This is a genomic window from Porphyromonas sp. HMSC077F02 (assembly GCF_001815465.1).
Classification (GTDB): domain Bacteria; phylum Bacteroidota; class Bacteroidia; order Bacteroidales; family Porphyromonadaceae; genus Porphyromonas_A; species Porphyromonas_A somerae.
In genome coordinates, this window is sequence record NZ_KV820629.1 from 13,948 (window position 1) to 29,540 (window position 15,593).

Sequence of the window (15,593 nt, forward strand, 5' to 3'; positions counted from 1 at the left end):
GTCGGACAACCCTATTTCTAGGTCTGACCCCTCAGCCGGGGTCAAGGTGATGGTGAATATGCCCTTGTACACAGGTCGTTCGGGGCTAATGCCCCTCCGACCTGTGCCTATTTAAGAGAGACCTCTGCCGAGGTCCTAACTCCATTATCATGTATATGATCACTCGCACAACAGTCTGTTTCTATTGCGTAATCCCTGAGGAGGGGCGCTTGCCGGTACTGGTAAGTACCACTTCCCTGAAGACTATCTGCGTTAGGGCGGAGCTGTAGGGTACTTTTTCCCTAAGCCACTCTCTAAATCTCTCCTCGCTGAGGGCTCCCTTTTCAATCAATTCTATTTCTAATCCGATGCTATTGCCTAGTGTGGGGTTGTCTATCGTAAAGGCTCTTGCTGTAGCTATCAGGGGGTGTTGCTCTACAACCATTTCTAAGTGATCTAGGTGGATATTCTCTCCTCCGCAGACCACCATTCTATCCGCTCTACCTCGGTGGTAGTAAAGCCCTTGAGGGTCTCTGTAGACGAGGTCACCAGTGGCTTGCCATTTCCCTTGTCGGCTACTCATGGCCCACTTCGAGGCCACCCATAGCTCACCCACCCCTTGGGGCGATGGGTTATTGATCTTGCACGCTACCCCTTTGATGGGTCTGCCGATGGGTATTTCTGTGGTCGCCTTTCTGAGTTCTTCGGAGGTGGCCAGCATGAAGAATCCAGCCTCCGAGGTGCCGTAGAGGTTGAATAGCTGTGTATTCGGCAGTTCCTTAAGACAAAGGTGTGCCTGTGTGAGGGTGAGCCGATCCCCGCCTGTGATGATGGTTTGAAGTGAGGCGAGTTGGACTGAGGCGTTGGGATGCTGTAGCAATCTCGGTATCATCGACGGAACCACGATGAGTACTTCTATCTCTCCTGTTTTGATACTGTGCAGCGTCTCCAAGCTACTAAAGTGCTTAGTGAGCCATATCTGCTTTCCCATCGCGAGGGAGATGAGTAGTGTGGCTAACCCAAACCCGTGAAATAGGGGTAGGGGGATATAGACACTCTGCTGTCGGTGGATGCCAATTTGCCTAAGCAGAGCTAAGAGAGGAGGAAGGAAGGCGGTAGTGGAGGGCTTGCGACTTGCCTCTGTGTAGTGGCCACTGGAGCCTCCGGAGAGAACCGATATTATACCGCCTCGTGCTACTTTCGGTAGAGCGGTATGGTTTGTGGAGAGGAGGGTGGATAGCTCTTCGGTCGTCACCACTCTGCCTTTTACAAAAGGCAAGTCGGAATCGGTAATCCATAGCTGATACCCCTTGTTTTTACTGGAGAGGTCAGAGAGCTGTTGGGCAGATAGGTCGCTATTGAGGAGGTAAAGGTGAGCCCCCAAGCGTGAGACTGCAAAAATCGAGAGCACCGCTTGGGTATGATTGCGACAGAGTAGGGCCACTTTGCTCCCCTCTGTGATGCCATACTTCTGCTGAAGGTGGCTGGCTAGTGCATAAGCTTGCTCAAGAAGCTGTAGGTAGGTCAGCTCTTCGCCTTCGCTATTGAGCGCTTTCTTATTGGGGTAGGTCTCTGCTGAAAACCTGAGTAGTGCCATCAGGCTGACCCCCTCGGAGTGGATAGCTTTACCCCATGTGAAGAGCCCCTTGGGGGTGATGAACTTGATCTGCCAAAGGGCTTTCAATAGGGAGAAATGGGATTTATTTTGCATGGTTGGTACGTTGGTATATCCATTCAATAGGTGTCTTAAGCAGTCGTGCTACTGGAGCGGTGATTCTTGCCCACCACGGGATATAAGTGGTGCGAACTTTGCTAAGGGCGAGGCCGAGTAGCTTCATCGCCGCTTCATCTGCCGTGTAACCAGGTAGATTGCGGTATGTTGCATTGGCTCCCGACATCGGGGTGTGGACGAGTGGGAGGTAGGCAGTCAGCACCTTGATCCCTTCTTGGTGCCACTCTACCTTGGCGGTACGTAGCCAAATATCCATGGCCCCTTTTGAGGCGTGATAGGCCGACCACTTAGGAGCGTATGGGTATAGCAGACTGACGGATCCACTGTAGATGACCCGACCACCACTTTGCTTCAGAGACGGCTGGAGTGCCAAGAGCAGTGCGACGTGCCCCAGGTAGTTGACGCTGATCGTCCTTTCATAGTCGTGCAGTCGCTCTATGGTTTCGGGGATGGCCCTACAGATTGATTTGCCCGCATTCAGAAAGAGATAGTCTATCTTTGGATATCTTTCGGCAATCAGGCTTGAGGTGCAGAGCAACTCTTCTCTGTTTCGGAGGTCTGCGGGGTAGATGGCCACACGACTTTCAATGCCATACAGCTGCTCCAGCTCTTCGGTATGGCGCGAAAGGAGGATCACCTCGGCACCAAGAGCGATCAGCCTGCTAGCTAAGGCAAAACCAATGCCCGAGGAGGCACCTGTTACGAGGCATACCCGCCCCTCTAGCCTCCCCTTTAATTTGCTTTCAGCGATACAAGTGGGCGGATAGATTAGTCGTCGGAATATGTCTTGGCACCAATTCTTCATTCCAATTGCAAAGCTACATAAAAGAACGTTTATGGTGGGAACCAAATTAAAATACCTCCAGTGGTTACGCATTAGAGAAGCCAGGTAAAAATCCGGCTAAAATAGAGTTGCAAAGGCTCTTTTGCAACTGGCTGTAATTCAGTGCTATATAAATGTGTCTGCCGAGATGCAACTAAGCATTTGCTTTGTTGCATCTCGGCATTTGCTTAGTTGCAACTAGCCGATTGCTTTGTTGCATCTCAACTTTTACTCTACTAGCATAGAGGATTTATGGGGATGTCTCAGGATAGTATTTTTGCCCTAGATGAAACTATAAAAGCGTAGCCTATCTCGATATTCTTACTCATAACGTAACCCTTGAAAATATCTCTGACCCTTAAACTTTTGTGGCGAGAAGGCATCCAAGGGATATTTAAGAGAAGTATAAATATATTGAAGTGCAGGCGTGATGCGAAAGTGGCTATGGATCGTAGGAGCTCTGCTGGTGTCTGTTTTGGCATCAGCACAGAGTAAGACTTATTCAATCAAAGGGGTAGTTTATGAGGAGGCGACAGAGGAGACTATTGTAGGGGCGGGAGTACGTCTTTTGCATCAAGCCGATTCTCTTTATGTAGCAGGTAGCTCTACAGGCACAAAGGGTCAATTTTCTCTTGCGAATATTGCCCCAGGGAAGTATCTCCTACACATCAGCTTTTTGGGTATGGAGCCTTATTACAAAGAGGTGGAGGTAGTGAATAAGAGTGTAAACTTGGGCAAGATTCACCTCTCCGAGTCGGTCACTAGGCTAGGGGTGCTAGAGGTAAGGGGGCAGGCGACGCCAATGACGGTGAAGCAAGATACGATCCAATTCAATACGGCTGCTTTTAAGATGCGACAAGGGGCTAGCTTGGAGGAGCTGCTACGGCGTATCCCTGGTATGGAGATTGATGAGGATGGAAAAATCACCTATAATGGTGAGGCGATAGAGCGGATTGAGATGGACGGGCGGTCTTTTTTTGGAAACGATCCACAAATGGCTACGCGCAACCTCCCCTCTGATATGATAAAGAATCTGCAGGTGGTAGATAAGAAGTCGGACGAGGCAAAGCTCACCGGGATGAGCGACGGGGAGAAGGTGAAGGTGCTCAATCTGGAGATAAAGGAGGATAAAAAGCGTGGGTTGCTCTCTAATCTGTCGGCTGGATATGGCACGCAACAGCGGTATACTGCCAATGCCCTTGTCAATCTATTTAATCACGATGCGAGGTACACTATTATCGGCGAGCTGAATAATATTGATGGCGTGCGAAGGGGAAGAGGAGAGGAGACCACCCGTAGGATAGGGGGAAATTATGACGACCTCTTCCTCAATAAAACCCTGAAGGTCAATGCCGAAGCCTTTTATAATAGCCGTGATTTCTCGGTGGATGGCAAGACGATGACGACTCAGTTGCTGGGTGGCGAAAAGGCCAATAACGAGGCGGAGCAGTATCACAACTTTAGGAGGGATGAGGAGGTCAACCTTAATGGTCGCCTGGAGTGGAACCCCCAGGAGTCCACGATGCTGGTCTTTGAGCCTTACTTTAGATATAATTGGAATAAAACGGATAATAGCTCCCAATTTCAGACAACTAACCGCCAGGGTATCGCTATTAATGATGGACAATCGTTGCGAACTAATGATGGAACTTCTTACGAGGTGAATGGGGATCTGCACTTCCGCCATACTTTTAATGAGCTAGGGCGGAATGTTTATGCCCGTCTCTCCTACCGATTTAATGGCTCTGATGGAGAGGGGCTTCAGCTATCTGAGACCAACTTCCGACGGTCTCAGGAGAAGAAGCTACGCGATCAGCAACAACGCTCTTATGACCGTGGAGAGTCGGGACGTTTTCGAGTCGCCTATCTTGAGCCCTTTAGTAAGGAGTGGGCACTTCAATTGATGTATGATGCCAACTTTGGTAGGAGAAAGAGCGATCAATCAACCTTCAATAAGGGTGCTACGGGAGAGTACACGGAGCTAGACCCTATCTACTCAAGGGGGTCGGAGAATAGCTATTTTACCCATAGGATATTAGCGCGCCTGCGTTATAAACTTGCCCCTCGCAGTTACCTCTATGCTGGAATGGGGGTGAACCCAAGTACATCGCATACGATATCTACGCAAGGTGGTGAGGTGACCTTTGATAAGCAACGTACGGTGTGGAATTATGCACCTACCGCGATTTTGGAATACCGACCTTCGGATTCATTGCAAATCAATATCCGCTACAATGGTCGTACCAGTCAACCCTCTATGAGTCAGCTCAACCCTGCAACGATTGTCCTTTCACCGCTTGCTCAGGTGCAAGGTAATCCCGACCTACTCCCCTCTTTTTCGCATAGTGTATGGGGAAGCATCAACTTCAATAGACCTATGGCTCGCCAAAGTCTCAATATGATGTGGGGCTGGAACCTCACCAATAATGCGGTGGCACCGATACAAAAGATTGATGCTACCACAGGGGTGAGGCAGACGAGCTATCAGAATATCAGTGGTAATCAGTCGCTCTTCGGCGGATTTATGATGAGTTTGCCGATGGGTGGAGCTTCGTCGAAGTGGAGTAGTTTCACCTTTGGAAGGGTGCGTTATTCGCGTGATAAGGGGTTTGTCAATGAAGCCCTTAACCGAGCCGATGTGTGGCGACCTATGCTATCTCAGAGAGTTACATGGAGTGGCCCTTGGCTACAAGCGACCGTGGGTGGCTTTGCGATGATGCAGCAGGCGAAGAATAGCATCTCTAAGGAGATGGATAGCCGCACATGGGATTTCAATGCGTTTGGCGAAGCGATAGTCACTTTGCCCTTTGGCCTTTCCTTAACTTCCAAGCTCACCTACCAAGATGCTTCGGGCTATCAAGATCAATTGAAGCGCAACTTTTGGCTCCTCGATGCTTCGGTTAGTTACTCGTTCTTGAAAGAAAAACGTGGCACGTTACAGCTATCAGGCTATGACCTGCTACAGCAACGTACCACGTTTATGAGGCAAATCTCACTGGATCGAATTACAGATAGTGAGGTCAATGGAATTACCTCCTATGTGATGCTGACCTTCTCTTACCGCTTTAATAATATGGGTGCCGATGTCCGGCCTTCAGGGATGAACCGCGGTCAACATTATGGAAGGGGATATAGAAGGCACTGAACTATCTGGTGGGTCGCTTCTCACTCACCAATAGAGCTACAGCGATAATCACCGCACCGATGCCGAGGGTGCTTTGTGCCGTGAGTTGCTCCCCTAGTACGGTAACTCCGACGATCACTGCAGTGAGGGGCTCAAGTACTCCCATAATAGCAGTGGTGGTGGAACCGATGATAGGAATGGCAACAATGAGGAATAAATTGGATATCAATGTAGGCACCAACCCCAATAGGAAGAGTAAGCCCCATGCTCTTGGTGTGGGGGGTAGTTCAAGTGTCTGCTTACCGATAGATAGACCTATAAAGAATAGGGTGCTAAATAGCATCAGGTAAAAGGTGAGTCGCCACTTTGGAATGGTACCAATGGTGGTTTTATTCACCACAATAATATAGACTGCATAGCAGAAACCACTGAAAGCGACTAGTGCGATATCAGTTAGCTTTACTTGCACCCCTTCGCTACCTAAAATCCCCGAAAGTAGTACTACCCCCATAAAAGCGATGACTAGTGAGATGAGCCCACGGCGGGTCATCCGTTGCTTAAAGAATATGAGCATCAGGAGTGCCACCATCAGAGGGTACATAAAGTGGATCACTGTCGCCACGCCCGAGGTCATCACTTTGTAGCCATTGATCAGAAATAGTGCACTACAGAAGTAGAGGGTCGACATAATGAATATGATACGTATGTGCTTGGCTGTCTCCCGAAAGGATATTCGCTTTTGGAGCATTACTAGAGCTACTAGAAGTGTAGCAAAGCCGAAGCGGTAGATGAGAATCGTCTCTGTCTCCATCCCCTCTCTCATGAGTGGGACGGTGAATAGTGGAATCAATCCAAATGTTGCAGACGATAGTAGGCCTGCAATATAGCCTTTAGTACGTTCGTTGGTCATAATGAATCAAATAATGTTGGTTGGCACGGTGCAAAGGAGCGTCGGTGGAGTGGGGTAATGCCTAGCTTTCGGATCCCGAGGAGATGTCGGGGCGTGCCATATCCCATATTGTGCTCCCAGTCGTATCCTGGGTACTCCTCTGCGTATTTTATCATCAAGCTATCTCGGTAAGTCTTGGCTAGGATAGAGGCGGCAGCGATGCTCGCCACCTTGTCGTCGCCTCCCACAATTGTCTCAAAGGGGATGTCGGTCTCGGGCTTAAACTTATTGCCATCTATCAATAGGTATTCAGGCAGTGTAGAGAGTGCCGAGATGGCTTTATTCATTGCTCTGAAGGTGGCTTGGAGGATATTGATCTCGTCAATCTCTGCTGGTGGTACCTCGCTAATGGCATAAGCAAGAGCTTGCTCTTTGATAGCACTTGCTAGCTCCTCTCTACGCTTTGGCGAGAGCTTCTTCGAATCGTGCAGGCCAGAGATAGAGCATTCGGGTGGAAGGATTACTGCGGCTGCCACTACAGGACCTGCCAAGCAGCCTCTGCCCACCTCATCTATCCCCGCCTCTATTCGCTCGGGGATCAACCTATTGGGCAGTTTCATTTTGGATTATTTTGTAGGAGCCTACCTTATGCACAAAAGGGGTCATCGGCTCAATATGAATGATGATGTGCGTCTCCTCTCCAAAGCGTTCCCTCAGAAGCTCTTCCACGCGTATGGTGAGGTCGTGTGCCTCGTAAAGCGGTATGTTCCCATCCACTCTCACGTCCATTTCGATGGCGATGGTATCACTACCAGTCATCCTCGTCCGTAGGTTGTGAGGTAGTTGTATCCCCTCTACACTTTCAGCGATCTGGAGAATCTCCTCCTCAGTCTCTTGGGGTAGGCTTGCCTCTGTGAGCTTGTTGAGTGCTGGGATAGTTACAATTGCACCCATCCGCATTACAAAGCCAGCCACCACAATAGCGGCCACAGGCTCCATTAGCCTAGCCACCCCTCCAAAGGCTATCGCGCACCCAGCTCCTATCAGTACTGCGAGTGAGGTAAATACGTCACTCCTATGGTCCAATGCTTCTGCACGGAGTACCTCGCTACGGGTCTCCTTCGCCTTTTTCATTGTGTAGTGATAGACCCACTCCTTAAGCCCCATCGCAAAGGCAGCTACAGCCAATACTATCCACGAGGGGAGCTCAGGGAGCTCCCCATTGGTGAAGTAGGTAGCAATGGTTGATATACCATCCACCACAATCATCACACCAGCGACAATCATTACTGCCCCGAGCGAAAAGGTGGCCACCGTCTCATACTTACCGTGCCCATAATCGTGGTCCTCATCTTGGGGCTTACCAGATACTTTGAGTAGCAGATAGACTACCAGATTAGAGAGAATATCAGCTAGTGAATTGATACCATCCGCGATGAGGGCAAAGCTATTGCCGAGGATCCCTACCACGAGTTTCAGCGGAGGCAATATCGAATTGACCCAGATGCTGGCGTGGTATGCCTGTACTTTAGCGGTATGATTATCCTTCATTGAAATGGATTATGGCTCTACATTGACTGTAATAGTATCGGACTTCAGCCCCCTAGCTGAGGCTGTTAGCTGCATAGTACCACCCTTTTTACCCGCTTGTACAATGGCAGTGAGCTGTCCGCTAAAGGCAGGTTGCTTATTGCTTTGGAATGGCACAATACAGGTAGCGTCACCATTGGCTGCAGCGTGGAAGCGCCCCGTCCCTTTCGCCTTAAAGGTCACCTCATTAGTGGCAGTTGGCACTACGTTGCCCTCCCGGTCCACTATCTGCACACGCACATAGGCAATATCCTCACCATCCGCCTTGATATAGTCATTCTCCAATGTCATCATGATAGCATATGGCTTGCCCGTAGTCCTAATAGCTCTAGTTGCCACCTCATTACCTCGCTCATCATAAGCCACTACCTTCACTTCACCAGGTTGGTAAACCGTATCCATCCACATCAGGCGGTAGCGTGGTTGTCTTTGCAGTCCATCACGGGGCGTCTCCAGAGATACAGAGAGATCCTTTGTCCGCTTCCCTTGGCTCTTGCCATTGATAAATAGCTCCGCCGTAGGGTAGTTGGTGTAGACAAAGATAGGAGTCACCTCCCCTTCGCGTCCTTGCCAATTCCAATGCGGAAGGATGTGGAGTGTCTCTTCGCCCTTATTCCAATGCGAGCGATAAAGATAAAACCGATCCTTCTCAATCCCCGCCAAGTCCACTGCTCCGAAGTAAGAGGAGTGACTAGGCCACTCTGTGTAGTAAGGAGTTGGCTCACCAATATAGTCAATACCAGTCCAAATAAACTCTCCAATCGTGTAAGGTAGGTCCTCTTGATTGAGGAAGTCGTCCTCTGGTAGATTGCTCCATCCGCAATGCTCTACATCATAGCTACTGCACTGCTGGTCGGGGTACTTGGCCATAGACTTCCGCTCTACAGGGAATTTGTAGATGCCACGAGAAGAGAGCGTAGAGGTGGTCTCGGCACCTAGTATCAGCCGCTGTGGCAATTGCTCATACGCCTCTTGGTACTGCCAATTGTAGTAGTTGAAGCCTGCTAAATCCATAATCGTAGCAAAGTTATTCTTCACCGCTCCTAGAGGGTTGTTCATACCGACTGTCACGGGGCGAGTAGGGTCTTCGCGATGCAGTACACTCTGTAGGAAGTATGCCACCTTATTACCGCCAGGGGTCACTTGCTCATCTATCTCATTACCGATGCTCCACATCACGATAGAAGGGTCGTTGCGGAAAGCTCTCGCAAGATTGGTCAGGTCTCGATCCGCCCACTGCTCAAAGTAGAGGTGGTAACCATTCTTCACCTTAGGGCGTGCCCACTCATCAAAGCTCTCAGCCATCACCATCATCCCCATCTCGTTGCAAGCTTCAATCAACTCTGGGGCTGGCATATTGTGCGAAGTGCGAATAGCATTCACACCCATATCCTTCATCAGTCGAATCTGCCTCTCATATCCCCTCTTGTGGCTTGCTCCGCCCAATGGGCCTAGGTCGTGATGCAAACAGACGCCCTGAATCATCACCTTATTGCCATTGAGGTAAAAGCCGTCATCGGGGCGTAGTTCAATGGTCCTCACCCCGAATCTCGTCTGGTAGCTATCCACCAGCTCGCCATCTACAAATACCTGAGTAAGGGCAGTGTATAGGTTGGGCTCATTGAGATCCCATAGCTTGGGGTGTTGGAGCTTGATATTCTGCTCCAGTAGATTTCCCATTAGCTCGCTGCCAGAATTCTCCATTACCGCCACCTCATTTCCTCCTTCAAGAAGTGCAGTACGGATAGAGATCCTTTCAGGCTCGATAGCGGTATGGTTTTCGAGTGTCGTCTTGATATTCACCTGTGCCCACTCCTTGTCTACTCTGGGTGTAGTGATCTGAGTGCCCCATTCGGCTACCTTTACTCCAGAGGCAAAGGTAACCCATACATTGCGGTATAGCCCGGCACCAGGGTACCAGCGAGAAGTCTCATCGGGGTTCTCTAGTCGAATGGCAATGCTCTGAAGCTTCTCTTCTGGGTTGATATAATCAGTGATATCCAGCTGAAACGGACTGTATCCATAAGACCAGTAGATCGCCTCCTTCCCATTGATAAAGACCCGTGCATTGCTCATCGCTCCATCTATTCGAAGATAGGTGCGGTCAGAGCTCTGGTAGCCCTCCTTTAGGGCAAAGGTGTTGCGGTACCAACCAACTCCCACGTGGGGTAGTCCACCCGTACGAGCTACGTGGTAAATAGGTGTATTCTGACCATCTTGCGAAATGGCTAAAAACTGCTTATCTATCTCTGGACTATAAGGACCGTAGATGGCCCAATCGTGTGGCACCACCACTTGTGACCACTTGCTATCATCGTACTTGGGGTTGCTAAAAGCCTTTTGGTCCTCCCGAGTGAAATGCCACCCCTCTCTCAGACGGAGCACCTCTCTAGGAGTAAGGCTGGTATCGAGTTTGTTTTGTCCAAAGCTCGGTAGAGCCGTTGCTGTGATAGCTAGGAGAGCCACAGCCAGTGATAGATAATGTCGCATACGTTTCCTAATATATGTTCCTTAATAACTATCTGCAAATATACCCATTTTTACCGACCTTCTCTCCCCATAATAAAAAGGCAGTCTCGGCTAATGTCGAGACTGCCTTTTTGTTGCTAATACAGCAAAGGAGAGTTTACTTGCGTACCAGTGTAGCTAGGAGCTTGCGGTGGTCATCAAGTAGGTAAAGTTCACCACTTTCAGAGATGGTAAAGTGCTCTACTTTGTCGAGCAGTTGCGTGAATTGCTTCTCAATATCCATGTGCTCGCAGAGGGCTAGGGTGCTAGCGAGGTCATCGAATTCGATCTCCGTAGCATCAAAGTCATCGTCAGTAGGATCGTCGAACTCGAGGTTGCCCATGTAGTCATTGCAACCAAAGTTCCCTGCGAAGCGATTCTTAGCAATGTCAAATGAAAGGGTCAGGCTCACCTCAGTCATCTCTTTCTCCCCGATCTTTAGAACCCTCCACTCGCCATCGAGTTGCTCCTTCGGAACGGCCTTAAAGAAGTCCGCTACCTCATCAGTCACTACGGCAGTTTCAGTAGTGGTGGTTGCTGTTTGCTCGTTATTTGTCTTTTGCTTGCTATTGCAGCTACTTAGAGCGATACCTGCGAGTGCAATTCCTAGATAGATAAGATACTTTCTCATAATTGTTTTGTTGTTGTTATTTGTTAGTTGAGAATGTTGCACGAAGGATGAGATGCAAGGCGCTGAGGATGAGGGCGAAGGGAGCGTACTCACGTACGTGACCTAGGCGAATTCCGAAAGCAACGAAGCAGATCGCCTTCGTGCAACAGCCTCTAGTTAATTCCTATTCCTTTGTATGCCAATCCGAGAGCCTCTAGCTCCTCAGCTGGATAGATATTTCGTCCATCGACCACAAGGTTTCCACGCATCAGCTCCTTGACACGCTTCCAATTGGGAAGCCTAAATTGCTTCCACTCGGTCAGTAGAATAAGGGCATCTGCCCCCTCTACTACATCATATATATCTTGGCCGTAAGCCACTTGTGGAGGCAAGATATTGCGTGCATTCTCAATGGCGATTGGATCAAAAGCGGATACCTCTGCCCCTGCCTTGATCAGCTCATTAATCACCACGATAGAGGGTGCTTGTCGCATATCATCCGTCTCAGGCTTAAAAGCCAGTCCCCATACTGCCACCTTTTTCCCCTTGAGGTCGCCTAGGTGCTCTACCACTTTTTCGTAGGGGCGTAGCTTCTGCCACTCATTCACCTTATGCACCTGCTCAATAATGGTCAGTGGCCGGCCATGCTCACGGCCAGTGCTGGCGAGTGCCTGTACATCCTTTGGAAAGCAAGAGCCCCCATAGCCACAGCCGGGGTACAAAAAGGCCTTGCCGATGCGTTTGTCCGAACCCATACCCTCCCGAACAAGAGAGATGTCGGCTCCAATTGCCTCTGCAAGGTTGGCCAGCTCGTTCATAAAACTGATGCGAGTGGCGAGCATCGCATTGGAGGCATACTTAGTGAGCTCCGAAGAGTGGATATCCATGCTGATGACACGATAATTATTAAGAAGAAAGGGTCTGTAGAGCCGATGCAACAGCTCCTTGGCATAGTCGCTTTTATACCCCACAACTACACGGTCGGGGCTCATAAAGTCTTTGATCGCTGCCCCCTCCTTTAAGAATTCAGGGTTGTTTGCCATGTCTAGCTCGAGTGTTGCGAGCCCTCGCTTGGCATACCCCGCCCTTATTATCTCCTCCACCCGATCTGTAGTCCCCACTGGTATGGTGCTCTTGGTCACCACCAATAAGTGCTTGGTGGCCAATTGTCCTATCTCCTTGGCTACAGCAAATACATACTGAAGGTCGGCTTCCCCGCCCTCACCAGTAGGGGTGCCGACAGCAATAAAGAGGATGTCAACCTTATTGATCACCTCTCCCAAGTCTGTGTAAAAGGAGAGGCGTCCTTGCGCTCTATTCTTAGCCACTAGCTCGGCCAGCCCTGGCTCGTATATTGGTATTTCGCCCCTTCTGAGTGCTTCAATCTTGGTTTGATCCTTATCAATGCAGCAGACATTTACCCCCATCTCCGCAAAGCAAGTGCCACTCACTAGCCCCACATATCCTGTGCCAATAATCGCAATATTCATACTTACTTCTCTACCTCGTATTTACAATAGTTGCACTAAGGTACCAAGAATATATTGATTAATCCACTATAGTAGCCCTCTACCTAGGAGTGACGCATGAGAAAGTTCTTACCGTATGGTTTATAGCAGGGGTTCTTACTATAGGGCGATTAATCGGGAGTGCCTAATCGGACGAGTCGGACAGGTCGGACGAGTCGGAGGTAGTGGTCGGGCGAAAAGTTTAGTTGCAACTAAGCGTTTGCTTTGTTGCAACTCGCCGTTTGCTTAGTTGCAACTCGTCGATTGCTTAGTTGCATCTCAGTTTTGGCTGTGATCGCCTATTGTTATTTCTGCTGGTGGGTGGCGTGTTGCGTGTTGTGGAAAATAAATCTTAATTTTTATTGTTTTTGTGTTTCTTTTGGGTACCTTTGCAGAAAGCAGATAGGTATGTCCACTTGTGTACGATGAGTGGCTATTTAATAGGGAATTTGGTGAGAATCCAAAACAGTTCCTGCTACCGTAATGTCTTGAGGAGGTAGGTTGCCTCCGCCTTTCAGATATTCTCTGAAGCCACTGGGTTAACTCTGGGAAGGCTTTTCTGTTAAAAGGGATAAGACTAAGTCGGGAGACCTGCCTACTTGCCGAGTGTTTTTTTTATGGATACTCTTGGCTCAGGAACAGGCTAGTATCCGTGTATGTTTTTATTGTTATTATATTATGTGCTCACGTAAAATGTGGAGTGTATGGTGCGTGTTTGGGTGCCTGCTTTGCTGTACTCTTTATGGGGTAGATGCAGAGGCTCAGTCGCTTCCTAAGGATTCTATTCAGCTCTCGGATCAGCTGGAGGAGGTGGTGGTGACAGGAACAGGTACCCGCCATTATAGTGCGGTAGCACCAGTGCGTACAGAGGTGGTGTCGAAGCAAGACTTGATCAGTATTTCGGGGCACAATCTCGATGGTATCCTCACTACGATATCCCCTTCATTTGATGCTCTGAATAGTGGTATGGGAAGTGGAATCACTCTTGGCGGGCTAGGCAATAGCTACATTTTGGTGCTGGTGAATGGCCGTAGGCTACATGGCGATGTGGGTGGTCAAAATGACCTCGGCAAGATTAGTGCTTCTATGATAGAGAAGATCGAGATCGTCAAGGGGGCAGCCTCTACGCTCTATGGATCGGATGCCATTGCGGGTGTGATCAATATCATCACCAAGGACTATACCGATACACCACTTTCAGTAGTCAATAGCACACGCCTAGGTTCGTATGGGCAATGGCAGCAGAATAATACCATTGCATGGGGGTACAAGACCTTTTCTAGCGTGACCCAATACTCTGGTGACAGGAGCAATGGTTGGCAAAATAGCACGCAGGAGCTTTACCGGAAGGAACTCTACGAAAATAGCACTACGGAGACTACTAGTGCCTTTTATAATCATCGTATCCAACAAGAGATCGCTTGGCGACCCAATAGGCAGTGGGAGGTGCGTGGCACAGGTATGCTCTACAAAAAGCGTATTTATCACAAGCCAGGGGGTCCACGGTGGAGACAGTTCAACCTGAGATACAATGACCAGGCAGCCAGTGTGGAGACCACCTACCGACCAAGTGCCTACCAGACCTTTAATCTCTTAGCTAGCTTTGACCGACACGCCTACCACTATGATTATTACAGTCGGTACCTAGATGAGTATTTACAGCCTGAGGTCCTAGATGATGGTAGGCTACATTATGTGCCGATGCCATTTTATTATCAGCCTGGAGAGTCGTCTTTGGAGAGCGACCAACGCCAATACCTACTTCATGCCAAGGGCTCTATGTACTTTGGCACGGACCATCAAGCTACCTTTGGTGTGGAGGGGATTGTGGACCATTTGATTGCTCCCAATCGTATGCCCAATGGCTCAGGATCGGCCTATACCCTCTCGGCTTATGCTCAGGATGAGTGGCAGGTAACTCCTCTATTTAATGTCACGGGTGGCGTGAGGTATTTATACCATAAAGCATTTGGTAGCCATATCACTCCAAAGCTCTCCCTGCAATACCGTTTTGGGGAGAGTGGGTTGCAACTCCGTGGTACCTATGGTCGAGGGTTCAAAACTCCAACCATTAAGGAGATCTACTACGAATATCAGCGGACGATGATGAGTAAACTAAGGGTCTATCTGGGTAATCCCGACCTGAAGCCTCAAGTATCAGACTACTTCTCTCTAGGCTTTAGCTATGACCCTAGCAAGAAGCTCTCGATGCATCTATACGGCTCTTATAATCAGCTCAATAATATGATTACCCTAATCCCAGTTCCATTGCCTTCTAAATACCAAAGCGATGAAGGGCGAGAGCTAGATGGTGCCATGCAGTATATCAATGCTGAGGATGCCAAGATATGGGAGCTGGAGTATGCCATGACGTGGGCACCAGTGAAGTATCTGAAGCTCTCTATGGGCTACACGCTCAGCAATACCAGTACCCATGTGTATGATTCGGAGCTCACCAAAAAGGGCGATGGCAAGCCGGTGATCGTGGAGCGGCCAATAGACGGCACCTCGAAGCATAAGGGGACGGTAGGAGCCACCTACACGCTTCGCAAAAAGCACTACGACCTTGTGGCAGGGCTACATGGTAGGCTTCAGACAGATAGATACTATGCCTACTATGGCGATGCCCCTGGCTTTGCACTTTGGAACCTCACCACTACCCACCGATTTAAGTATTGGAAGCAGTGGAATCTCCAGCTGACGCTCGGAGTAAATAATATCTTTGACTACAAGGAGACCCATCCCTATGGGCTCAACTTCGGGACAAAGACGCCTGGACGTACCTACTTCGCTACGGTGAAGATAGGCTTTGACCAAAAGAAGGATTAAT

At 49.3% G+C, this 15,593-nt stretch carries 10 protein-coding genes and 1 riboswitch; of the genes, 2 read left to right on the top strand and 8 right to left on the bottom strand.

The annotated features are described in order from the left end of the window. Positions 1 to 181: 181 nt before the first annotated feature. Together HMPREF3027_RS00555 and HMPREF3027_RS00560 are read right to left on the bottom strand one after the other, a co-directional pair. Positions 182 to 1,690 carry a class I adenylate-forming enzyme family protein gene (locus HMPREF3027_RS00555; RefSeq protein ID WP_070706346.1) on the bottom strand — a complete coding sequence of 503 codons (1,509 nt, stop codon included), beginning with the start codon at positions 1,688 to 1,690 and terminating at the stop codon, positions 182 to 184. Then, positions 1,680 to 2,516, bottom strand: a complete 837-nt coding sequence (locus HMPREF3027_RS00560) for an SDR family NAD(P)-dependent oxidoreductase (protein WP_070706347.1) — start codon at positions 2,514 to 2,516, stop codon at positions 1,680 to 1,682. The genes HMPREF3027_RS00555 and HMPREF3027_RS00560 overlap by 11 nt, the downstream gene beginning before the upstream one ends. 448 nt (positions 2,517 to 2,964) lie before the next feature. On the opposite strand from HMPREF3027_RS00560, the gene HMPREF3027_RS00565 reads away from it, so the two are divergent. Further along, on the top strand, positions 2,965 to 5,679 hold the full coding sequence (locus HMPREF3027_RS00565; protein WP_070706348.1) for a TonB-dependent receptor: 2,715 nt from the start codon (positions 2,965 to 2,967) through the stop codon (positions 5,677 to 5,679). 1 nt (position 5,680) lies between these two features. Here HMPREF3027_RS00565 and HMPREF3027_RS00570 read toward each other — a convergent pair whose 3' ends face one another. From HMPREF3027_RS00570 to HMPREF3027_RS00595, 6 genes are all read right to left on the bottom strand, one after another. Next, positions 5,681 to 6,568 carry a DMT family transporter gene (locus HMPREF3027_RS00570; protein WP_018028251.1) on the bottom strand — a complete coding sequence of 296 codons (888 nt, stop codon included), beginning with the start codon at positions 6,566 to 6,568 and terminating at the stop codon, positions 5,681 to 5,683. Further along, positions 6,565 to 7,167, bottom strand: coding sequence for a ribonuclease HII (locus HMPREF3027_RS00575; protein ID WP_070706349.1), 603 nt, complete (start codon positions 7,165 to 7,167; stop codon positions 6,565 to 6,567). The genes HMPREF3027_RS00570 and HMPREF3027_RS00575 overlap by 4 nt, the downstream gene beginning before the upstream one ends. Then, positions 7,151 to 8,098: a cation diffusion facilitator family transporter gene (locus tag HMPREF3027_RS00580; RefSeq protein WP_070706350.1), complete on the bottom strand. Its 948-nt coding sequence runs from the start codon at positions 8,096 to 8,098 to the stop codon at positions 7,151 to 7,153. The genes HMPREF3027_RS00575 and HMPREF3027_RS00580 overlap by 17 nt, the downstream gene beginning before the upstream one ends. A 9-nt stretch (positions 8,099 to 8,107) precedes the next feature. Further along, a complete protein-coding gene (locus HMPREF3027_RS00585; RefSeq protein WP_070706351.1) occupies positions 8,108 to 10,627 on the bottom strand; it encodes a glycoside hydrolase family 2 TIM barrel-domain containing protein in 2,520 nt (839 codons plus the stop codon). 136 nt (positions 10,628 to 10,763) lie between these two features. Further along, entirely contained in the window at positions 10,764 to 11,276 is a 513-nt protein-coding gene (locus HMPREF3027_RS00590; protein WP_070706352.1) for an META domain-containing protein, read from the bottom strand. A 152-nt stretch (positions 11,277 to 11,428) separates the two neighbouring features. Then, positions 11,429 to 12,745, bottom strand: coding sequence for a UDP-glucose dehydrogenase family protein (locus tag HMPREF3027_RS00595; protein ID WP_070706353.1), 1,317 nt, complete (start codon positions 12,743 to 12,745; stop codon positions 11,429 to 11,431). Between the two features lie 405 nt (positions 12,746 to 13,150). Then, positions 13,151 to 13,377, top strand: a riboswitch (cobalamin riboswitch). 79 nt (positions 13,378 to 13,456) lie between these two features. Here HMPREF3027_RS00595 and HMPREF3027_RS00600 point away from each other — a divergent pair. After that, positions 13,457 to 15,592: a TonB-dependent receptor plug domain-containing protein gene (locus HMPREF3027_RS00600; protein ID WP_246830494.1), complete on the top strand. Its 2,136-nt coding sequence runs from the start codon at positions 13,457 to 13,459 to the stop codon at positions 15,590 to 15,592. Position 15,593 lies beyond the last annotated feature (1 nt).

Bases quoted from the DNA above. Each gene is read 5' to 3' on its own strand.
- HMPREF3027_RS00600 (WP_246830494.1), top strand. From the start codon at position 13,457: ATGTGGAGTGTATGGTGCGTGTTTGGGTGCCTGCTTTGCTGTACTCTT.
- HMPREF3027_RS00565 (WP_070706348.1), top strand. From the start codon at position 2,965: ATGCGAAAGTGGCTATGGATCGTAGGAGCTCTGCTGGTGTCTGTTTTG.
- HMPREF3027_RS00575 (WP_070706349.1), bottom strand. From the start codon at position 7,167: ATGAAACTGCCCAATAGGTTGATCCCCGAGCGAATAGAGGCGGGGATA.
- HMPREF3027_RS00555 (WP_070706346.1), bottom strand. From the start codon at position 1,690: ATGCAAAATAAATCCCATTTCTCCCTATTGAAAGCCCTTTGGCAGATC.
- HMPREF3027_RS00585 (WP_070706351.1), bottom strand. From the start codon at position 10,627: ATGCGACATTATCTATCACTGGCTGTGGCTCTCCTAGCTATCACAGCA.
- HMPREF3027_RS00590 (WP_070706352.1), bottom strand. From the start codon at position 11,276: ATGAGAAAGTATCTTATCTATCTAGGAATTGCACTCGCAGGTATCGCT.
- HMPREF3027_RS00560 (WP_070706347.1), bottom strand. From the start codon at position 2,516: ATGAAGAATTGGTGCCAAGACATATTCCGACGACTAATCTATCCGCCC.
- HMPREF3027_RS00595 (WP_070706353.1), bottom strand. From the start codon at position 12,745: ATGAATATTGCGATTATTGGCACAGGATATGTGGGGCTAGTGAGTGGC.
- HMPREF3027_RS00570 (WP_018028251.1), bottom strand. From the start codon at position 6,568: ATGACCAACGAACGTACTAAAGGCTATATTGCAGGCCTACTATCGTCT.
- HMPREF3027_RS00580 (WP_070706350.1), bottom strand. From the start codon at position 8,098: ATGAAGGATAATCATACCGCTAAAGTACAGGCATACCACGCCAGCATC.